The following is a 21736-nucleotide window of genomic DNA, read 5'->3' on the forward strand; positions in this document are numbered from 1 at the left end:
TCAAAAACGGGCGTTAAACCGCCCGTTATCCTCAAGAAAAAAGTCGCTCGGCCTACCGCTTGTTGATCGTATCGTAATACACGCCCAGGTGCTTGTGCATGGCTTTCCGGAATTCTTCCGGCGTGCCTTTTTTCAGTATCATAAAGAGGTCAAAGTGCGAAACGGGATCTTTGATCTTTTGTTTGTCTTTTTCACCCACCTGGTAATACGACTTGAATACATGGTCGAACACCGGCAGCAACAGGCTCTGGAAGCGGGTGAAAGTTTCGTTCCCCGTCATTTCATACAGTTTGCCATGGAAGGCCACTTCGTCTTCCTTTGTAAGCGTGGTAAGGCCCTTTTGTTTGTTCACGATCTCTTCCAGCGCGTCAAGGTCTTTTTTGTTCTTGCGGGCAAAAAGAAATTCGGCAATGCCCATCTCGAGAATAAGGCGCATTTCAAATATATCTTTCAGGTTATCCTGGCTGAGGATAAAAGGGTTCATTACTTTTTCAATGCCCGCCAGCAGGTCTGGCTGCGCCATGGTCATACCCCTTCTTGGCCTTGCTTCAACCATTCCCAGCATGCGCAGGCGGCTCAGGGCTTCCCGAACCACGTTGCGGCTTACATTCAGTTTCTGTGAAATCTCGATCTCGTTCGGAAGCTGGTCGCCAGGTTTGAAACCATTATCTGCAAAGTATTCTCTCAGTATATTTTCCACTCTGTCCGTCATGGACAAACTCTCCAGGGGCTCAAGCTCATTGGGTCTTGACAACGACATGTTATTTTTTTGAGGGCAAAGATAGACAATAACGGTATAAATAATTTATTTCTACAATTATTTTGATATTAAAAAAGGATGATTATATTTGTCCTACAAATGTAACTATAGATTCCACTCCGCTTCAAAGCTGATACTTCATGCCAAAATCGTAACTAAATGAACACAGTAAGAAGGTTATGTTTCGCAATGCTGGCCCTGTTATACCTCCCGGGGCTATCTTTTACCGCAGGCGCGCAGGAGCGGCTGGTCAAAGGCCGTGTAACCTCCGGCCAAGACAACGCCCCGCTGTCTTTTGTAACTGTGCAGGTAAAAGGCACGCAGCAGGGCGCCAGCACAGATGAGCAGGGCCGCTACCAGCTCAGGGCCTCTACAGGCCAAACACTCATTTTCAGCTTCATGGGCTTCGATTCAAAAGAAATAGTGCTGGCAGAACAGGTGGAGGTGAACGTTTCCCTGGAGCCCAAGGTCAATAACCTGAATGATGTAGTGGTGGTAGGGTACGGCTCCCAATCAAGAGCAACGCTCACCACTTCCATCTCCAAGCTGGATACGGCCGTGCTCAAAAACAAACCCTATGCAAACGTGGCCACGGCCTTGCAGGGCGCCGTGTCAGGCGTAAGGGTGCAAACCACCACCGGCCAGCCCGGCGCCGCACCGCGGGTAATTGTACGCGGTGGTACTTCCATCAATAACCCCAACGGCGCTTCACCGTTGTACATCGTTGACGGCGTGATCCGTGCAGATCTCAACGATATCAGCGCAGACAATATTGCCAGCATGCAGGTGCTGAAAGATGCTGCCGCTACCTCTATTTACGGCGCCAGAGGGGCTAACGGCGTAGTGATCCTTACCACCAAAACAGGCGCTATGGGCAAGGCAGACATCAGCTACCGCTATAACATCGGTTTTTCCGATTTTAACCGGCGTTTCGATTTTGCTTCCGCGCAAGACTTCATTTATTTCAACCGCCTCGGCATAGCCGCTACCGGACAGGTGAACCCTACCCAGCTTTCCCGTCTCACCATGGCCACAGGCTCAGGTACGGGTAACAACCTCACCAACCGTACCGGCTTCACGGTGATGTACCTTACACCGGACAACGAACATAAGCTCCAGCAGGGCTGGAAAAGCATGCCTGACCCGCTTGACCCTTCCAAAACCATTATTTACCAGGAAACAGACTGGCAAGACGTGTTGTTCCGCACCGGCATCACCCAGCAGCATTATCTTTCCTACGCGGCCGGAACGGAAAAAGTGCGCCTCTTTGGGGGTGTTGGGTACCTGACAGATCAGGGTGTGGCCATCGGTACAGGGTACAAGCGTTTCAATGCAGACCTGAATGCTGACGCCAATATCCGGGATAACGTAAAAGTGTTTTCCCGTGTAAACTTCAGCAACTCGCAAGACAATGAGGTGTACAACATCAACAACATTTTTGAAAGGTCTATAGGCCTGCCTTCAACCGCTAAAATGTATTATGAAGACGGTACGCTGGCCCCGGGGCAGAACCGGAGCCTGGGCAATCCGCTGTATCACCTGGACAAGTACAAGACCGGCAATAACCTGAACCGCCTCTCGCTTTCCGTAGGCGGTGAATGGGCCATCATCCCGGAACTGAAATTCGAGCCCTCCGCTTCATTGTACATGGTGCAGGGCATTACCAACGCCTTTCAGCTGGCATACTACAACACGCCCACACAGTTTGTTGACACGCGGGATGCCAGCGCCGGCCATACCCTTTACCTGCAGAAACAGTTTGACGGCGTGTTGACCTACAGCAAATCTTTCTCCGCGCATAACTTCCAGGCAAAAGGCGGTATCTCCTATTTCAACAGGGTTAACTATGGCCTGTCAGCCAGCGGCCGGGGAGCTTCTACAGACCTGATCCCCACGCTGAACGCTGCGGCTGAGCCCGTGTCTGTATCCAGCAATACCTCCAGGCAGATCATTGCCGGGTATTTCGGCAGGCTCACCTATGACTACAGCGGCAAATATCTGCTGGAGGTGAATGCCAGGTACGATGGGGCTTCCAACCTGGGCAACAACTACAAATGGGGCCTGTTCCCCGGCATATCTGCCGGTTGGAACGTGCATAAGGAACAATTCTGGACAGCAGGCCGCACTTTAAGCACCCTGAAACTGCGCGCCAGCTACGGTGTGAACGGGAACATCAGCGGTTTGTCTGATTTCCATGCGCAGGGTCAGTACAGCGTGGGCGCCCGGTACAACGGCCTGGCTGCCATCCAGAACCAGCGCCTCGCCAACCAGGACCTTCAATGGGAGCGCTCTGCCACCTTTGATGTGGGGCTTGACGCAGGTTTGTTCAACAACCGCATTTCCATTGTGGCAGACTATTACAGGAGGGTTACCGATAACCTGCTCACCAATCTCGACCTGCCGCATTACACCGGCTTTGCCAGCATCCTGACCAACCTGGGCTCTCTGGAGAACAAAGGTTTTGAAATAGAAGTGAATGCAGACCTGCTGCGGCCTGAAAGTGAAGTGAAGGTGAACGTGGGCCTCGTATCCAGCTTCGTGAAGAACAAGATACTGAAGCTGCCCCCTAACGGGAACGAGTTTAACCGGGTAGGCGGCATCTACATCTATGACCCCAAACGCAACAGCTACGTATGGGCCGGCGGTTTACAGGAAGGCCAGCCTATTGGAGACGTGTTCGCCTACAAGCAGCTTTCCATATATGCTACAGACGCGGAAGCAAAAGCCGGTCCGGTAGATATGGTAGTGCCGCTCGCCAACAAGACCAAATATGGCGGAGATGTGAACTGGATGGACATAGACCGGAACGATACCATAGACACGCGGGACAGGGCCTATGTTGGCAACATCTATCCCAAATGGACAGGCGGTTTCAATACCACCGTTACCTACAGGAATTTCACGCTCACCGCCAGAACGGACTTTGCTATTGGCCATACCATCTATAACTACACCAGGGCGCAGTTCATTGGCCAGTTCCAGGGAGACATCAACATCCTGAGCGATGTGAAGAATTCCTGGCAAAAACAAGGGGACGTAACAGATATTCCCCGCTACTACTGGGCAGACCAGACGGTGCGCAGCAATATTTTCAGAGGCAATTCCAGGTATTACGAAAAAGGAGACTACCTGGCCCTGCGGGAAGTAACGCTTTCTTACAAATTACCTGCTTCGCTGATAAGCAGGGTAGGCATGACCAACGCCCGTGTTTACGCCACCGGCAGCAACCTGCATTATTTCACCGCCTACAAGGGCCTGCTGCCGGAAGAAGGCGGGGAGGAAAGAGGCCGTTACCCGGTACCGCGCTCATTTATTTTAGGTGTTAACGTAAACTTCTAAGCATGAAAAAGTTACTCTATACAATATTGCTGATGACAGGGGTTGTAGCGGTTTCCTGTACATCCAGCCTTGATCTGAAGCCCGTCAGCGAAATATCCGTGAACTCTTTCTGGAAAACGGAAGAAGATGCAAAAGGCGGCCTTAACGGCATGTATGTACGGCTAAGGTCGCAGGCGCAGGCCAACCTTTTTCTCTGGGGGGAATCACGGAGCGAAGTGTTTGACTTTGGTATTGAAGGCGCGGCCAACATGCAGCGTTATTTCCAGAATACGCTTGACCCGGTGTTTTCAGGGCCAACCTGGGTGGGGCTGTACACCATTGTGCATGATGCCAACCTCATTCTGAAGTATGTGCCGCAGATAACTTTTACGGCAGAGGCGGAAAAGAAAAAGATACTGGCGCAGGCGCATGCTATGAGGGCTTTCGTATATTTTGTAATGGCGCGTACCTGGGGCGGTGTGCCGCTGGTAACGGAACCCACGGAAGGGTATGACCCCACCGCTACCCGTAAAGCAAGGAGCACGGTTGAAGAAATTTTCAAACTGATCAAGGAAGATATCGAAAAAGCGCTGGAGCTGTTTCCTGACAATGCTTTCATAGGAGCGCGCAGCTTCTGGGCCAAACCGGCCGTGAATGCGCTGAAGGGTGACGTGTATCTCTGGACGGCGAAGAAGCTGAACGGGGGAGAAGGCGATTACAATATTGCACTGGCTGCTTTGGAAGATATCAAAACTGCAGACGTGCAGTTACTGCCCAATTTTGCGGACGTTTTTGCCAACAATAACAAAGGCAACAAGGAAATACTGATGTCTGTCCGTTTCCAGGATATTGAGGCTGCCAATAACAATTACAGCACCATGTACATCCGGGACGACCAGATTCCCGCTACTACAGATGCCGCCACCAAAGCGCTTATCCAGACAGGCGGCGGTTCCAACAACTGGGCGCCTTCTGCCGTATTCAGGGCACAGTTTACGGCAGATGATCTGCGGAAAAACACGTCGTTTGTTGAAATATATACTTATAACGGGAATGTTGCCACTTATTACGGCACTGTTACGCTCAAATTCAAAGGCTTTGTGCAAGCCGGCATCCGCAAGTTCTTGGACGACGTGATCTTGTACCGCTATGCTGATGTGCTGCTGATGAAAGCGGAAGCGAAGAGCGGGCTGGGGCAAGACCCTTCAACTGAAATGAACGATATAAGGCGGCGTGCCTACGGCGCTGCTTATAATAACCATGTATTTGTAAACGGCACAAAAGCGGAAAACGATGAGGCTATTTTAAAGGAGCGGCTCTTCGAGCTGGTGTTTGAAGGAAAACGTTGGTGGGACCTGGTGCGCTTCAACAAGGCATTCGAAAAAGTGCCTTCCCTTTCGGGCCGCAGCAACAAGCCGGGGCTCATGCTGTTCCCGATTTCAGAAAGCACTATCAGCCTCAATTCCGCCATTATTCAGAATCAGGATTATTAACCGGTCAATCGACAACACTATGCGTAAGACGATCAAATTACTCTGTTGTTTACTGCTGCCTTTTCTGGCAGCAAATCAGGCTACGGCCCAGCAACAACTGGCATTGCAACTGAACCCGGGAGAAGATAACCCGCGTAACAGCGAAGGGGACTTCATTACCTTGAAGAACGGCCGCATCCTCTTCGTATACAGCCGTTATACTGGTACCTCTACCAGTGATCATGCGCCTGCCTACCTGGCTGGCCGCTATTCTTCAGACGGTGGAAAGACCTGGACAAAAACGGACGAAGTGATTGTGGAGAAAGAAGGAGATATGAACGTTATGTCTGTTTCCCTGCTGCGACTGCAAAACGGGAAGATAGCATTGTTCTACCTGAAGAAAAACTCGGAAACCGACTGTATTCCCATGCTGCGCCTGTCTGATGACGAAGCAAAGACCTGGAGCGCGCCCGTGCCCTGCATCACGGATAAAAAAGGATATTTTGTGCTCAATAACAACCGCGTTATCCAGTTGAAGAGCGGCCGCCTGCTGATGGCCGTGGCAAAGCATACCACCGTTGACGGCAAATGGCAGGGGAAAGCCAACCTGTACAGTTACTTCTCTGATGACAACGGCGCCACCTGGAAACCGGGGGCAGAGGTGCCGAACACCACAGACATCGTTACCCAGGAACCCGGGGTGATTGAGCTGAAAGACGGGCGCATTATGATGTTCATCCGTGCCAGCGGCGGGTATCAGCAACTGTCTTATTCAAATGACAAGGGAGAGACCTGGAGCCATATTGAAAAGAGCAACATCCAGTCTCCTCTGTCTCCCGCGTCTATAGCCCGCATTCCTTCCACCGGTGACCTGTTGCTGGTTTGGAACAATACGCCCGGGAAAGACCGTACGCCGCTCACTATTGCCGTCTCAAAAGATGAAGGCAAAACCTGGCAGCATGTCCGCAACATTGAGTCAGACCCGCAGGGGTGGTATTGTTACATTGCCATCCATTTTACGAAGAAAAAGGATGTATTGCTGGGTTATTGCGCCGGCAACCGCCCCAGGCGCACGCACCTCTCTGTTACGAATATTACCCGCCTTTCACAAAAATCATTATACAAGTAATGGCATATACCAGAAGGGATTTTATAAGAACTGTAGGCCTGGGTGTTGCGGCAGCGCCGCTGACAGCTGCTTTTACGCCGGTTTTAACGGGAGACCGGGAAACTGTAAAAGAGCTGCTGCAACGTAAAACGCCCAACACCTGGCTTTTTACGGGAGACAGTATTACGCATGGCGCCAAGCACACCCATGGCTGCCGTTCTTATCCTGAAGTATTTGCCGAGCGCATCCGCTGGGAGCTGGCGCGTGTGAGGGACGTAGTGATCAATACCGGCATCAGCGGCAACACCACGCAGCACATATTGAACGATTTTGAATGGCGGGTAGCGCGGTACAGCCCGTCTGCCGTATCGCTCATGATCGGTACCAATGATTGTGCAAAGCCTGAGCTGCCGCCGGCAGTTTTCCGGAAGAACCTGGAGCAGTTGGTGAAGAAAATCCGGGAAACCGGCGCCGTGCCGCTGCTGCACACGCCTAACATCATCATTGTCACCGGCGCGCCGGAAAGGAGACGCCTGCCGGAGTACATCCCGGTTATCCGCGAAGTGGCTGCGGCGGAGGGTGTTTTGCTGATAGACCATTACAAGTATTGGGAAAGCCGGCCGCAGGAAACCGTTTTTAAAAACTGGCTGAACGATCCGCTGCATCCGAATGCGGAAGGCCACCGTGAAATGGCGCGGCTGCTGTTCAGGGAACTGGAAATTTTTGACGCCTCTGCCCCTACATGCGGCGCACCATACTATGAAGGAGCTCACTAAAATAATAACCGCTTCGCGCAAAGGGCCGAAGGTACTGGTAATGGCCGGTGTGCACGGAGATGAGTATGAACCTGTGGTGGCGGCGCTTGAACTGGCGGATGCCCTGCCTTCGTTATTGACCGCCGGGTCTGTGCAACTGCTGACATTGGCCAGTGCGGGCGCTTATGAAGCGGTCAGCCGCTTTGGTGCGGATGGCCTTGATATGGCGCGCAGATGTCCCGGTGCTGCAGACGGCAGCAGTACAGACCAGGCAGCGTATGCCGCCAGCGCCCTTATAAGAGCGGCTGATTATTTGATTGACATGCATACGGGCGGCCTGACCTACGATATTTTTCCGCTGGCGGGCTATATGCTGCATCCCGTGCAGGAAATATTGCAGCAGCAACAGCAGATGGCGTTGGCCGCCAATTTACCACTGGTTTGGGGCACAGATTTCAGGCCGGACGGCAGAACCTTGTCTGTGGCACGAGATCACGGCATTCCCGCTATTTACCTGGAGTATGGCGGTGGCACAGGCTTCAGGCGTGAGGTGGCGGAAGCCTACCGGCAAGGCGTGACCAACATTCTGCGCCACCTGGGCATGATAAGCGGCCATGCAGTAGTGCAACCGGCGGCAGAGCGCTACTGGGTAGAAGATCACCGTACAGATAGCGGTTTTCTGCAGGGCAAAATGCCTGCACCGGCGGAGGGTATTTTTATAGCAGATGTGAAAACCGGTAATATAGTGGCCGCCGGCAGCCGCTGGGGCGTCATCATTGATCCTTACACAGGCAGCAGCACTCCTGTCTATACAGATGCCGGTGGGCTGGTGTTTTTGCTGAGAACAATGGTGAAAGTAAAAAAGGGAGATGCCCTGGGCGGCGTGTTACCTATTTCGCAACCGGGAAAAATCGTGATATGAAAACAGTCATCATTACAGGGGCAGCAGGCGGCATTGGCAGTGCTACGGCCTGTTTGTTCGCGGAGCATGGCTACCGGCTGGTGTTGTCAGATGTTGATGCGCAGGGCCTGGAGGAAGTAGCGCGCAAAGTATACGGCCGCTACCAGGTAGCATGCATTTGCTGCCGGGGCAACCTGGAGAACGCGGAGCACTGGGAAGAGCTGGTGCAGCGGGCCATGCAGGAGTTTGGGCGTATAGATGTGCTGGTGAACAATGCCGCCTGGCGTACCATTGAAACCTTGCGGAGCATGGAATTGGACACCTGGGAAAAAACGCTTCGTGTATGCCTCACTGCACCGGTTTTTCTGTCAAAGCTGGCCGCGGAAAAAATGCGGCCCGGCAGCGTAATAGTGAATGTAGGCAGCATGATGGCAGAACGGCCTGCCGGCACATCTCCTGCATATATTGCCGCAAAGGGCGCGCTTGACGCGCTTACCCGCGAGTTGGCCATTACCTATGGCCGCAACGGCATCAGGGTGGCGGGCGTAAGCCCGGGATTTATTGATACAGACCTCAGCCGGGATTATAGCAATGCCCCGGCGCTGATAACGGAGATTATTGATTTTATACCGCTGCACCGCGGCGGCACGCCTGAAGATGTAGCGGCCGCCATTTACTGGCTAGGTTCTGAACAGGCGGCTTATGTAACCGGTACCACATTGGTGGTAGACGGCGGCTTTAAATCCAATTTCAGCCGGTATTCTATTAAAAAAACACAATTCCCTGACACGTATTGAAAACGATCTGGTCATATCAGGAGCATTTGCCCGCAGTAGCGGAACAGCACCGCGTGCTGCTGGGAGAAGGGCATACACCGCTGGTGCGGTCTGTAGCCATTGGCCCGCGGCTGGGTATTCCTCACCTCTATTTCAAGCTGGAAAATCTGAACCCTACCGGCTCTTACAAAGACCGGTTTGCCGCCGTACTGGTATCTGAGCTGAAGGCGGCAGGGCAGAAGGTATGCATTGCCACTTCCAGCGGTAACACGGGCGCCGCTTTGGCGGCTTACTGCGCCGCGGCCGGTATCCGTTGTTTCCTGGTGGTGGTTGACGGGGCGCCCGCGCCCAAAATAAAGCAGATGCAGCTGTATGGCGCGGAAATCTGCATGGTGAAAGGCTTTGGCAAAGATCCGGCGGTAACAACCGGGGTTTTTAACATGCTGGAGCATCTCTGCAGGGCGCAACGCCTGCCGCTCCCCATCAGCGCTTACCGCTACTGCCCTTCCGGCATGCAGGGCGTGCAAACCATAGCGTATGAGCTGCTGGAAGCCATGGAACGGAACGTTCAGCACATTTTTGTACCGGCAGGAGGGGGCGGTCTCACGCTCGCAGTAGCAAAAGGGCTTGCGCAATATGGCGCCGCCGTGCGGGTAAACTGCGTGCAGCCGGAAGGGAATGATACCATTGCAACGCCCTTGCGCAACGGCGCAGGAGCGGCGCGTGCGGCGGCCTCATCTGCCACCGGTATCAGCGGCCTGCAGGTGCCCAGCGTAATTGACGGTAACGAAGTCATTTTATCCTGCCGCGCTAGTAACGGTAATGGTTATACAGTGAATGACCGGCGGGTATTTGCATGGCAGCAGGCACTGGCGCAAACAGAAGGCATTTTTGCCGAGCCGGCGGGCGCGGTAGCGCTTGCCGGGCTGGAGGATGCCGTGCAGCGCAATGAAGTGGGGCCGCATGAAAAGGTAGTATGCCTGGTTACCGGCAGCGGATTTAAAGACATGCTTTCAGTAGACACTTATTTTGACCTGCCGCCGGTAACACCGGTGGAGAGCGCACAGCTCGAAAGCAGGATACAATATTTTTTCTAATACGATAATGATAAACGGTTATGAGCAACAAAAATGATATGTTCCAAGGCCTCTGGCCGGCCCTGTTTACGCCTGTTAACCCGGACGGAAGTTTTAACAGCAGCGAAATGGAAAAGCTCGTAGAGCTATTGATTGAGCAGAACGTAGACGGCCTATACCTGCTCGGGTCTACGGGGCAGGGCTTTTTGTTCAGTGAACGGGAAAGAAAAGAGATCACGCAGGCTACACTGGAAATTGCCAATAAAAGAATACCGGTAATGGTGCAGGTAGGCGCGTTGAATACAGAAGAGTCTGTAAGGCTGGCCAAACATGCGGCCCGCCTGGGAGCGGATGGTATTTCTTCTGTAGGCCCCATTTATTACGGCGCCACGGCAGATATGGCTTTTGAGCACTACCGCCGCATAGCCGAATCAACCGATGTACCGTTTTTCCCTTACCAGATAGGGAATGCGGCCAGCCAGGAGGTGATAGACAGGTTGCTGGCCCTGCCACAGGTGCATGGCCTGAAGCTGACCACGGTGAAATTGCTGGAGATCAGCAATATCCATAACCAGGCGCAGCACTGGAAGCTGTTCAGCGGGGCGGATGAACTGATGTGCCAGGCTGCCATGTGTGGTACAGTGGGCGCCATCGGTACCAGCTACAACCTGTTCGGGCCCACCTGCAAATATATCAGGGAGTCTTTCCTGGAAGGTAATACGCGCCATGCCATGGAATATATGTTAACGTTCCAGCGTTTTATAGATAGTATATTGCCGGTGATCTGGTCTTTCTTCAACCGGGCCATGCAGCTGAAGTACAATATCACCATTGGAGACCCGAAGCCGCCGTTGCTGGGCAGGCCGCTGCCATGGTCTGATGAAGAGGTGATGGGCATGGTAGAGGAAATAGAAAGTTTTTACACACCGGCAACCTAAACGGAGCATATGAAGAAAATGACCGGGTATTATCCCTGGATGGTAGTGGCGCTGCTTTGCGTAGTGGGATGCCTCAACTACCTTGACCGGATGATGATCACTACCATGCGCAGTTCCATACTGGAAGCCATACCCATGACGGATGCGCAGTTCGGGTTATTGACTTCAGTCTTTTTGTGGATATATGGCTTGCTGAGCCCGCTGGCGGGTTTCCTGGCAGACCGTTTCAGCCGCAGCAAGGTGATCATTGTCAGCCTGTTTGTATGGTCTGCCGTTACCTGGCTCACCTCACATGCTACCACCTTTGAAGAGCTGCTGCTCACCCGCGCGTTGATGGGCATCAGCGAAGCCTGTTACATTCCCGCAGCGCTGGCGCTGATCGTAGACTATCATAAGGGCAATACGCGTTCCCTGGCTACGGGTATTCACATGGGCGGTATTATGCTGGGCCAGAGCCTTGGGTTTATCGGCGGCTGGATGGCGGAAGAGCATTCCTGGAATTTTGCTTTCAGCATATTCGGTATAATCGGCATCTGCTACTCCGTGGTGCTGCTCTTCACCCTGCGTGATGCAAAGCCTGCAGCAGAGGGGCATGGGGCAGCAGCACAACCTGCAGCAAGTTTCTCTGCCGCCATGGCCAACCTCTTCCGCAGCCGCGCCTATTTTATGGCCCTGCTTTTCTGGAGCCTGCTGGGCGTTGCGGGCTGGATGGTGGTAGCCTGGCTGCCTACCTATTACAAAGAGCATTTTTCCATATCGCAAAGTATGGCAGGCGTATATGCCACCGGCTATTTTCATACGGCGTCACTGGCAGGCGTATTGCTGGGCGGTTTCCTGGCAGACTACTGGAGCCGTACCAATCCCCGCGGGCGCATCCTGGTACCCATGCTGGGATTGCTCATAGCGGCGCCGGCCATCTTCATGGCCTCCGGCACCGGCTCATTGTATGTGGCCGTAGTATGTTTTATGATCTATGCGCTGACACGGAGTTTCAGTGATGCCAATATGATGCCCATTCTCTGCCTCATTACAGATGCGCGGTACCGCGCCACGGGGTACGGTGTGCTCAACATGTTCAGCGCCATTGTAGGCGGCATCGGCATTTATGCGGGCGGTGCGTTGAGGGATGTGCAGATCAACCTCGGCAGCGTGTTCCGCGTAGCGGCCCTCATCCTGCTGGTGTGCGCCGTTGTATTGTTCATTATCAGAAATATTAAAACCACAGAAAAATGAATTTTGAAGATCTGACCGCCCGCTTGTACGTGGCCGTATTGTCTGACGTACTGGACCAGTTGGGATACAAACAGCAGGCTACCCGGTTGCCTTTTCATGCATACACAGGCATTCCCAAACTGCTGGGCCGTTGCAAAACAACGCTGTGGGCAGATATGTACCATGAAGATAAAAATCCCTATGAGCTGGAGCTGCAGGCAGTAGATTCCTGCCAGCCGGGAGATGTGCTGATATGCGCCGCGGGAGGCTCCACCCGCTCCGGCATCTGGGGCGAGCTGCTGTCTACCGCCGCCCGCAACAGCGGCTGCACCGGCGTAATTGTTCACGGCGCGGTAAGAGATATTGATAAAATGAAGACAATGGGATTCCCGGTGTTTGCCACGTCCAGGAACCCTTATGACAGCCAGCACCGCCAGCGGGTAGTGGATGTGGACGTTGCCGTGGAAATAGACGGGGTGCGGTTTAACCCGGGAGACCTGGTAATGGCAGATGAAGACGGGATTGTAGTGGTGCCGCGCCACCTGGAAGAGCAAGCCCTGAAGGCCGCGCTGGAAAAAGTAAATGCGGAAAATATTACAAGAGATGCCATTCGCAATGGTATGAAGGCATCTGAAGCATATAAAAAATACGGAGTGTTATGAGTCAAAAGAAAGTGATCAGCGGCAGCAATATCCCGCAAAGCCATTTACCCTTTTCACCGGGCATTATTGCCGGAGATTACCTGTTTGTATCGGGTCAGGCATCTGTAGATGACCAGGGGAATATCGTGAAAGATACGTTTGCAGGGGAATGCCGCCGGTCTTTCGATAATCTGAAAAGAATTGTGGAAGCAGCTGGTGCTTCGCTGGCAGATGCCGTGCAGGTGCGGAATTACGTAGGCCGGCAGGAAGACCTGGCGGAGTTTAATGCCATCTACCGCGAATATTTCAGTGCGCCTTACCCGGCCAGAACAACCCTGATAGGCTGCCTGGGAGACCTGCTGAAATTTGAAGTGGACATTGTGGTTTATACCGGAAAAAAATGAAGAAACGCATTGCCCTGCTGGGCATCTACCATGAAACCAATACGTTCATAGCAACGCCCACTACACTCGGCGATTTCAGGAGCGGTTACTGGCTGGCGGGAGAAGGTATCCTGCAGGAGTATGCCGGCGCGCATCACGAGATCAGTGGCATTATTGAGGCCATTGGTACCTGCGGCGATATGGAGCTGGTGCCGGTGCTATACACCATGGCCACGCCCGGTGGCATTATCGTAAAAGAGGCGTATGAAACAATGGTGTATGAAATGATGCGCATGCTGGATGAAGTACTGCCGGTAGACGGGTGTATTGTTGTGCCGCATGGGGCCGGCGTGGCGGAAGGTTATCCGGATATGGACGGGCATTGGCTGGGCTTGCTGCGGGAAAAACTGGGCGCACATATTCCGGTTACCGGTACGCTTGACCCTCATGCCAATGTTAGCCCGGCTATGGCTGCGGCTACTGATGCACTGGTAGCGTATGCTACCAACCCGCATACAGACCAGCGGGCAACCGGCCGCAAAGCCGCCCTGCTGATGATAGACACCCTCAGGGGAAAAATAAGACCTGTGCAGCAGTTGGTACAGCTGCCGCTGGCCATCAGTATTGAGCAGCAATATACAGACCGCTCTCCCTGCAAGGAATTGTACGCCTTCGCAGAACAGGTGAAAACGGAGAACAGCTTGCTGTCACTGAGCGTGCTTCTGGGCTTCCCTTATGCGGACGTGCCGGAAATGGGCACTGCCTTTCTACTGGTGGCAGACGGTGCGCATACCAATGCTGCTGAGGCATTACGCTCATACATACGGGAAAGAAAAACAGATTTCAACGGACAAAAACAAAATATCGAAACGGTCATCCCTTTATTGAAAGACATGCCTGCACCGGTGCTGCTGCTGGACATGGGAGATAATGTGGGAGGCGGGGCGCCCGGTAACAGCACCCTGCTGCTGGAAGCCATGGAAAAAGCGGGCCTGGGCCCCGGGTTTATTTGCATTCATGACCCGGCGGCAGTGGAAGTATGCCGCCGGTTTTCGACAGGAAGCCGCTTTGCCCTCACCACCGGCCATTATAACACAGAGGCAACGCTGCTGCAGCTGGCAGACGGGCGGTTTGTTGAAACTACACCCAAACACGGGGGCTTTGTGAATTACGATATGGGGCCGGTTGCCGTTATCAAAACACACGCCGGCAACACGGTGATGTTCACCACGCGCCGCACGCCGCCGTACAGCCTCCGCCAGATGACCGCTTTTAACCTTGGTCCCGCAGACTTTGCATGGGTTGCGGCAAAGGGCGTAAATGCGCCCATAGCCGCGTACGCAGGCGTATGTCCTTCAATTGTACAGGTAGACACGCCGGGTGTTACCGGCGCTGACATGACGCTTTTTAATTACCGGTGTAGAAGGCGGCCAATGTTCCCCTTCGAAGAAAACATATAACATGGCATCATACACCATTTCACGGCTGCTGGATTTGCCCTTCTACACGGAAGGCCCTGCCGTGGATGCAGACGGCAATCTGTATTTTACGACGCTCACCGGCGGGACCATAGGCAGGTTGGGAACAGATGGCCAATATCGGCCATGGGGCCAGGCAGGCTGTCCCAACGGACAGTCAATATTGCCGGGCGGGGAGCATTGGGTGTGTGATACGGGAAAAGCCGCTATTAGCCGCTTCAGTCCGCAGGGGGAGTGGCTGGGGCACATTATACAGGCATCCTGCGCAGGTGTTGCTTTTGATACACCGAATGACCTGGTGGTGGATGCGGCACAACATCTTTACTTTTCCGATTCCGTAAGAGAGAACGGCAAGGTCTGCTTTGTTGGCGCCGGCGGAGAACAACGCATTGTAGCCGCAGGTCTTGACTACGCCAACGGGCTTGTATTGTCTGCTGACGGGAGCCGGCTGTTTGTGGCGGAAAGTTACCGCAACCGTATTCTGCATATTGCACTAAGCGGCCCGGGGGTAGCCGCAGGGCCGCCGGAAGTATTTGCGGAGTTGCCCTTCAATCATAACGGATATAACCTGCCGGACGGTTTAGCGGTAGACAGGCAGGGCCGCCTCTGGGTGGCGCATTACGGCATGCAGGCCGTGCATGTATTAAGCGAAACGGGCGAGTTGCTGTTTACCATAGATACAGGTATGCCCCTGGTGAGCAATCTTTGTATAACCGCCGACAATGAAGAGGGGCAAACCATTCTTGTAACCGGCGGCTATGGCGAACCAGGCCCCGGGGCATTGCTGGAGATCAAAATAAAAGGGTGATGAAATTTTTATGCTGGATATGTATGCTGACAATTACAAAACTTGCCGCGCAAGATACATTGCAATGGGCCGCCCTGCCGGAGTTGCCGGGCGGCAAGGGCTGGGCCGGTATGTATGCCGGCGTGAGCGGCGGTGCGCTGATCTGTATGGGCGGCGCCAACTTCCCCGGGCAAATGCCCTGGCAAGGAGGAAAGAAAGTGTGGTATGATGACATCTATGTACTGGAGCCAGGCAAAAGCTGGGCAAAGGCAGAACAGAAATTGCCCCATCCCGCTGCATATGGTGTATCTGTTACCTGCGGGAACAAGATCATACTGGCCGGCGGCAGCAATGAAAAAGAGCATTTGAATACGGTGACGGCGTATGAATGGAACGGGAAAAAGCTGGAACAGACAAGTTACCCTTCTCTTCCGCAACCGCTTGCCAACATGGCGGGCGCCGTTCTGGATGATGCCATGGTGGTGGCAGGAGGCAGCAACAGCGCTGCAGGCGGCGCTATTAAAAAATGTTATGTGCTTGACCTGCGCAGGCCGCAGCAAGGCTGGGCCGAAATCACACCCTGGCCGGGCCCTGAACGGATATTCCCGGTTTGCGCAGTGTATAAAGACGCCATGTATATGTTCAGTGGTGAAACCACGCGTTTAAACAGCAAGGGCGAAAAATTCAGGCATATTCTGCAGGACGGGTATACGCTCCGCCTTCACAGAACAGCCAATGGATGGGCGCCGGAATGGAAAAAAATACCGGTGCCCATGCCCCGTGGCGCATCTGCCGCAGGCGGCACCGTGCCCGTATTACAAGACGGCCGTTTTTTATTTTGGGGCGGTGTAGACGCCGTTACGGCGCGGTATAAAGACCCGGCTACGCATCCCGGTATTGTGCGGAACATCCTGTATTACGCGCCGGAAACAGAAACATGGGAGCTGGCCGGCTATGAGGCGGCATTCCCTTCCCGCGTAACCCTGCCCGTTGTATACTGGCAAGGCCGGTGGATTTACATCAGCGGCGAGATCAAACCAGGTGTCCGTACGCCGGCGGTTATTGGTGTGAAATAAAAAGAAATGGAAACAACTGAACATAAGGGCTACCGGTTTTCCAGGCTGTGCCTCGGCACGGTGCAGCTGGGCATGCCTTACGGTATATCTAACCATACAGGCGTTCCTTCGCTGCAGGAAAGCATCAGCATGTTGCAGCACGCGGCTGCCGCCGGTATCAATACTTTTGATACGGCCCGTCAATATGGCCATGCGGAAGCAGTGCTGGCTGATTACATGGCTGCCTGCGCATCAAAGCCGCACATCGTCTCAAAGTTCAAGATCAGTGCCGCAAATATTACCAACCTGGAAGCGGCCTGGCTGGAAGCGGCAAGCAGTGTAAAAGAATCGTTGCGGGTGCTGAACATTCCGCAGTTGCCTGTTTGCCTGCTGCATAAAAGCACGGAGCCTGCCGGTGAGCTGATGAAGATAGTTCCGGAAATTCTCCGCCGGTTGAAGGCGGAAGGGTTGATCAACATTGGCGGTATTTCCGCATTTTATCCTGAAGATGTGGAATACGTGCTTGGCGAAGAAAGCATTGAAGCTACCCAGATACCGGTAAACATGCTGGATCAGCGGCTGATTCGTAACGGCAACCTCACCCGCCTGCAGCAGCAGAACAAACTGGTGTTTGCGCGCAGCATATTTTTGCAGGGGCTCTTTTTTATGGACGAAGCAGCACTGAGAGGCAATCTCACGGCCGCCGCACCACATCTGCGCCAACTCCGGCAGCTGGCGGCGGAGGCAGGCATGAGCGTGGCCCAGCTGGCATTTTCATTTGTGCGGGATTTGGCGGGCATAAGCAGTCTTGTAATTGGCGCGGCAAACACGGAGCAGATAGCGGAGAATGTAGCGCTGATGAACGGCCCGGCTATACCGGCTGCCGTGTACGCAAAACTGGCCGATGTTTTCAGCAACGTGGAAGAGGTGGTACTGACCCCTGGAATGTGGAACAAATAGAACTTCAAAACAAAAAGCATATGCAGCATTTATTCAGCCTGGAAGGGAAAGTGGCCATTGTAACCGGTGGAGCAGGTTTTTTTGGTGTGCCCATTTCTACCGCCCTGGCAGAAGCCGGCGCCCTGGTTATTATTGCTTCACGGGATGTTGAGAAATGCCAACAACTGGCGGAAAGCATTCGGGCAAAGGGCTGGCAGGCAGAAGGCATGGCGCTCAACCTGGAAAACGAAAGCTCCATTGCCACATTTGTAAAGGAGGTAAAGCAGCGTTTCGGACGCATTGACGTGCTGGTGAACAACGCCGTTTCACGGGAAGGGTTTGCCAACCTGGAAGACATTGATGTAGAAAGCTGGGAGAGGGCCCAACGCATTAATGCTACCGGCCTTATGTTGATGACCCGCGCAGTAGTACCGGTCATGAAAGCGCAGGGAGGCGGCAACATCATCAATATCGGGTCTATACAAGGCGCCGTAGGCCCCAACTTCCCGGTGTACGGCAATACCGGCATGACCAGTCCTGTTAATTATACGTATGACAAATGGGGCATGGTAGGCTTTACCAAGTGGCTGGCCAATTTTTACGGCAGGTACAATATACGGGCAAACTGCATCAGCCCGGGCGGCTATGGCCCCGGTGTAATGCAAACTGCCGGCAGGGACGAGTTTGTGGAAAACTATAAACGCCTTACGCCGCTGGGGAGGTTTGCGGAAGATGATGATATCAAGGGGCCGGTGGTATTTATGGCCTCGGACGCCGCGGCTTTCATTACCGGGCATCACCTGCTGGTAGACGGCGGGTGGACCAGCTGGTGAAGTCATACCACCACTCATCACTTGCCGCCAAAAAGTACCGGATATTTTTTTAGCTTTAAGTATGCTGAAACCGTATATCCTCATATGCCCGCTGCTACTCTCCGCAGCTTCCATGAAAGCCCAGGTGATGGACTTTGAAAAGTATGACCCCGTGTCTACTCTCGTAGTGCCGGAACACCCGCTGAAAAAAGCAAAATTCCCTTTTATTGATGTGCACAACCACCAGCGCGGCCTGGGCAATGGTAATCTGAGCGGCCTGCTCAAAGACATGGACGCCCTCAATATGAAGGTAATGGTGAACCTGAGCGGCGGCAACGGGCAGGGCCTGAAGAACATGACGGACAACATCAAGGCCCATGCGCCCAAACGCTTCATCGTATTCGCCAACGTTGATTTTAACGGCATCGGGGAACCGGGCTGGACGGAAAAGGCCGTGCAGCGGCTGGCGGAAGACGTGAAGAACGGGGCTAACGGCCTGAAGGTGTTCAAAAACCTGGGCCTCAGCGTGAAAGACAATACCGGCAAACGGGTGCCTATTGATGATCCCCGGCTGGATGCCATCTGGGCCAAATGCGGGGAGCTGAAAATACCGGTGCTCATCCACGCGGCAGACCCGCAGCCTTTCTGGGGCCCGGAAGATAATACCAACGAGCGGTGGCTGGAGCTGAAAACACACCCAGGCCGCAAGCGCAGTGATGCCAATCCCGCCCCCTGGCAGCAGATCATAGACGAAGAGCACCGCATGTTCAAAAAGCACCCCCGCACCACGTTCATCAACGCCCACTTTGGCTGGTATGCCAACAACCTGGCCCACCTCGGCAAGCTGATGGACCAGATGCCCAATATGTACGTGGAGTTTGGGGCCGTTATTGCAGAACTGGGGCGGCAGCCTAAAATGGCCCGGCAGTTTTTTGAAAAGTACCAGGACAGGATACTGTTCGGTAAAGACTCCTGGCAGCCTGACGAGTACGGCACCTACTTTCGCGTGCTGGAAACAGCAGACGAATATTTCCCCTACCATAAAAAGTACCACGCCTTCTGGCGCATGTACGGCATGGACCTGCCTGACGATATCCTGAAGAAGATCTATTATAAGAACGCACTGAAAATCATCCCCCGTATAGACAAAAGCCTCTTCGAATAGCGCGGCAGGGAAAAAGGAATTTGGATTTCAAAGTAATTTGCTAATTTTAAGTGGTCTACGTTATGTATTGAAATTCCACTATTCCTGTTCTTCCATGGAGTCTGCTAACAATGAAAAAGAACTGCTGCGTTGTTCCGCCGAAGGAAATGAAGCTGCATTCGCCTCCCTGTTCAGGATGTACAGCCACAAGCTGTACGGCTTTCTGCTCCGCGCCACCGGCTCTCCGGAAACTACGGAAGACGTGATCCAGGACGTGTTCCTGAAACTCTGGAAAGACCGGAAAAACCTTCTCCATATTGAACAGTTTGGCGGCTACGTATACCGCATGGCCCAGAACCGGGTGATCAATTCCCTGAAAAGAATGGCAAAGGAAACGCTCATACTCGAAGAGCTGGGAAAAGTGCAGCCCCTGGTTGCAGCAGATACGGAAGAACAGTTGTCTCAAAAAGAAGTGCAGCACAACCTGCATTCCGCCCTCAACACCCTGACGCCCAAGCAGAAGCTGGTGTTCACCCTCAGCCGGGAGCAGGGTCTGAAGCACGATGAAATTGCCGCTTTCCTCAAAATATCCCCCTCTACCGTCAATAACCATATGATCGAAGCCCTCCGCCAGCTGCGCCGCCAAATGAGCGCATCCCCGGAAACCTGCAGCCTGCTGCTGATAGTGCTGTTTTTCCTGCCTTGAAAATTTTTTTCTGAAAAACTAGGTATCTCTTTTTTCCCGCTTGTCTATTTAACAGGAAGATAAATCACTCACCATGTTGAGAGAACGCTTACAATACCTGGTAAACAGGTATTTCAACGGTACCTGTACGGAAGATGAGCAAAAGGAACTGGCACGTTGGATTGATTCCGCCCGCAACGATGATACGCTGAAAGAGCTGCTGGAAGAGGCCTGGAGCGGGTACAAACCGGATGTGGCCATGCCTGGGGAGATGTCTGAACGGATATTGTCTGCTGTTTTTGAAGAGGAAAGGCCCAAGACCCGGCCTCTTCACCGCCTGCAACGCTGGTGGCCCGCCGCTGCGGCCGCCGTGGTGTTGCTGCTGGCCGGCGCCGCCTACCTGTTCAGGGGAGCAGGCGAAGGCAACCCTGTGGCGGAGCAGCCCCGCTACCGTAATGAGGTGCCGGCCGGGGGCAACAAGGCCGTGCTCACACTGGGAGACGGTACGGTCATTACGCTGGACAGTGCGGCCAATGGCATACTGGCGCAGCAGGGCAATGTGCAGGTGGTGAAAACCGCCAAGGGTCAGTTGAGCTACCAGGGCAACGGCGCCTTCGGGAACGCCAACGCACTGAACACCATGCGCACGCCCAGGGGAGGAGAATATCGCCTCACCCTGCCGGACGGTACCAGGGTATGGCTCAACGCCGCATCTTCCATCACCTTTCCGGTGGCTTTTGCAGACCATGAACGGGCGGTGAAAATAAGCGGTGAAGTATATTTTGAAGTGGCGCCCAACAAGGCGCGGCCTTTCCGCGTTACTACGGGCAACACAACGGTAGAGGTGCTGGGCACGCATTTTAATATCAATGCGTATGAAGGGGAAGCAGCTATCAAAACCACCCTGCTGGAAGGCGCGGTGAAAGTGAATACCGCTTATGAGCGCACGGTGCTGGAGCCCGGCCAGCAGGCCCGCGTAACCGGTAGCGGCAAAATGAGCGTGGCTGATGACGTTGACCTGGATGAGGTAATGGCATGGAAGAATGGGTACTTCCAGTTTAACGATGCAGACATGCCCAGCGTGATGCGGCAGCTGGAAAACTGGTACGATATTACCGTTACTTATGAAGGCGGCTGGGTGCCGGACAGGAGCTTCGGCGGCGGCATGCAGCGCTCCCTGCCCTTGTCTAAAGTGCTGAAAATACTGGAAGAGAACAACGTGAAATTTAAAATAGAAGGAAGGAATATTACGGTGTTAAAATAGAAAAACTGAACAATAACCGCCCTGTCAAAAAAAAGCCAGAAATGCTGCGAACATCTCTGGCGGACATTTGGCGGGGAACGAACAAAACAATCGGCTAGAACTGCCTATTCATTCAACCAAACAATGCAAATGTATGCAATTTAAATTTATCGCTCTTTGCAAGCGGATAGCTGCGGCTATTCCGTTACCTGTATCATCCGCGGGTTCTGTTCACCACAAATTCCATCTGCTA

Annotated in this window: 20 protein-coding genes; 19 read left to right on the forward strand and 1 reads right to left on the reverse strand. The window is 53.5% G+C overall.

The genetic code is table 11. From position 1 onward, the window contains the following. Positions 1-52 precede the first annotated feature (52 nt). The gene (locus tag ABDW36_RS11465) at positions 53-760 is read right to left on the reverse strand and encodes a GntR family transcriptional regulator (RefSeq protein ID WP_343702037.1); all 708 of its coding nucleotides are present in this window, start codon (positions 758-760) and stop codon (positions 53-55) included. Positions 761-919: 159 nt separating this feature from the next. Here ABDW36_RS11465 and ABDW36_RS11470 point away from each other — a divergent pair, with 159 nt between their 5' ends. The 19 genes from ABDW36_RS11470 (at position 920) to ABDW36_RS11560 (ending at position 21504) form a co-directional block, all read left to right on the forward strand. Continuing rightward, entirely contained in the window at positions 920-4099 is a 3180-nt protein-coding gene (locus ABDW36_RS11470; protein WP_343702038.1) for a SusC/RagA family TonB-linked outer membrane protein, read from the forward strand. Between the two features lie 2 nt (positions 4100-4101). Beyond that, the gene (locus tag ABDW36_RS11475) at positions 4102-5571 is read left to right on the forward strand and encodes a RagB/SusD family nutrient uptake outer membrane protein (protein ID WP_343702039.1); all 1470 of its coding nucleotides are present in this window, start codon (positions 4102-4104) and stop codon (positions 5569-5571) included. Between the two features lie 19 nt (positions 5572-5590). Next, a complete protein-coding gene (locus tag ABDW36_RS11480; protein ID WP_343702040.1) occupies positions 5591-6679 on the forward strand; it encodes a sialidase family protein in 1089 nt (362 codons plus the stop codon). Next, positions 6679-7434 (forward strand): SGNH/GDSL hydrolase family protein, encoded by a 756-nt coding sequence (locus ABDW36_RS11485; RefSeq protein WP_343702041.1) that lies wholly within the window; start codon positions 6679-6681, stop codon positions 7432-7434. Before ABDW36_RS11480 ends, ABDW36_RS11485 begins: the two co-directional genes overlap by 1 nt. Further along, positions 7418-8335 (forward strand): succinylglutamate desuccinylase/aspartoacylase family protein, encoded by a 918-nt coding sequence (locus ABDW36_RS11490; RefSeq protein ID WP_343702042.1) that lies wholly within the window; start codon positions 7418-7420, stop codon positions 8333-8335. The genes ABDW36_RS11485 and ABDW36_RS11490 overlap by 17 nt, the downstream gene beginning before the upstream one ends. Then, on the forward strand, positions 8332-9111 hold the full coding sequence (locus tag ABDW36_RS11495) for an SDR family oxidoreductase (protein ID WP_343702043.1): 780 nt from the start codon (positions 8332-8334) through the stop codon (positions 9109-9111). The genes ABDW36_RS11490 and ABDW36_RS11495 overlap by 4 nt, the downstream gene beginning before the upstream one ends. Positions 9112-9137: 26 nt before the next feature. Then, positions 9138-10187, forward strand: a complete 1050-nt coding sequence (locus ABDW36_RS11500; protein WP_343702044.1) for a PLP-dependent lyase/thiolase — start codon at positions 9138-9140, stop codon at positions 10185-10187. Between the two features lie 20 nt (positions 10188-10207). Next, positions 10208-11104 carry a dihydrodipicolinate synthase family protein gene (locus tag ABDW36_RS11505; protein ID WP_343702045.1) on the forward strand — a complete coding sequence of 299 codons (897 nt, stop codon included), beginning with the start codon at positions 10208-10210 and terminating at the stop codon, positions 11102-11104. A 9-nt stretch (positions 11105-11113) separates the two neighbouring features. Next, complete coding sequence (locus tag ABDW36_RS11510; protein WP_343702046.1) at positions 11114-12337, forward strand: MFS transporter; 1224 nt, start codon at positions 11114-11116, stop codon at positions 12335-12337. Then, positions 12334-12978 carry an RraA family protein gene (locus ABDW36_RS11515; protein ID WP_343702047.1) on the forward strand — a complete coding sequence of 215 codons (645 nt, stop codon included), beginning with the start codon at positions 12334-12336 and terminating at the stop codon, positions 12976-12978. The genes ABDW36_RS11510 and ABDW36_RS11515 overlap by 4 nt, the downstream gene beginning before the upstream one ends. Then, the gene (locus ABDW36_RS11520; protein ID WP_343702048.1) at positions 12975-13361 is read left to right on the forward strand and encodes a RidA family protein; all 387 of its coding nucleotides are present in this window, start codon (positions 12975-12977) and stop codon (positions 13359-13361) included. The genes ABDW36_RS11515 and ABDW36_RS11520 overlap by 4 nt, the downstream gene beginning before the upstream one ends. After that, the gene (locus tag ABDW36_RS11525) at positions 13358-14800 is read left to right on the forward strand and encodes a M81 family metallopeptidase (protein WP_343702049.1); all 1443 of its coding nucleotides are present in this window, start codon (positions 13358-13360) and stop codon (positions 14798-14800) included. Before ABDW36_RS11520 ends, ABDW36_RS11525 begins: the two co-directional genes overlap by 4 nt. Position 14801: 1 nt before the next feature. Then, positions 14802-15626: an SMP-30/gluconolactonase/LRE family protein gene (locus ABDW36_RS11530; RefSeq protein WP_343702050.1), complete on the forward strand. Its 825-nt coding sequence runs from the start codon at positions 14802-14804 to the stop codon at positions 15624-15626. A 23-nt stretch (positions 15627-15649) separates the two neighbouring features. Next, positions 15650-16681, forward strand: a complete 1032-nt coding sequence (locus ABDW36_RS11535) for a hypothetical protein (protein WP_343702051.1) — start codon at positions 15650-15652, stop codon at positions 16679-16681. A gap of 6 nt (positions 16682-16687) precedes the next feature. After that, entirely contained in the window at positions 16688-17620 is a 933-nt protein-coding gene (locus tag ABDW36_RS11540; RefSeq protein ID WP_343702052.1) for an aldo/keto reductase, read from the forward strand. Between the two features lie 20 nt (positions 17621-17640). Next, entirely contained in the window at positions 17641-18432 is a 792-nt protein-coding gene (locus tag ABDW36_RS11545) for an SDR family oxidoreductase (RefSeq protein ID WP_343702053.1), read from the forward strand. A gap of 61 nt (positions 18433-18493) precedes the next feature. Further along, positions 18494-19576, forward strand: coding sequence for an amidohydrolase family protein (locus ABDW36_RS11550; RefSeq protein WP_343702054.1), 1083 nt, complete (start codon positions 18494-18496; stop codon positions 19574-19576). A 94-nt stretch (positions 19577-19670) separates the two neighbouring features. Beyond that, positions 19671-20261, forward strand: coding sequence for an RNA polymerase sigma-70 factor (locus ABDW36_RS11555; protein WP_343702055.1), 591 nt, complete (start codon positions 19671-19673; stop codon positions 20259-20261). Between the two features lie 73 nt (positions 20262-20334). Next, complete coding sequence (locus tag ABDW36_RS11560) at positions 20335-21504, forward strand: FecR domain-containing protein (protein WP_343702056.1); 1170 nt, start codon at positions 20335-20337, stop codon at positions 21502-21504. Positions 21505-21736: the final 232 nt, after the last annotated feature.

Origin of the sequence: Chitinophaga sp. (assembly GCF_039596455.1) — a bacterium.
Taxonomy (GTDB): domain Bacteria; phylum Bacteroidota; class Bacteroidia; order Chitinophagales; family Chitinophagaceae; genus Chitinophaga.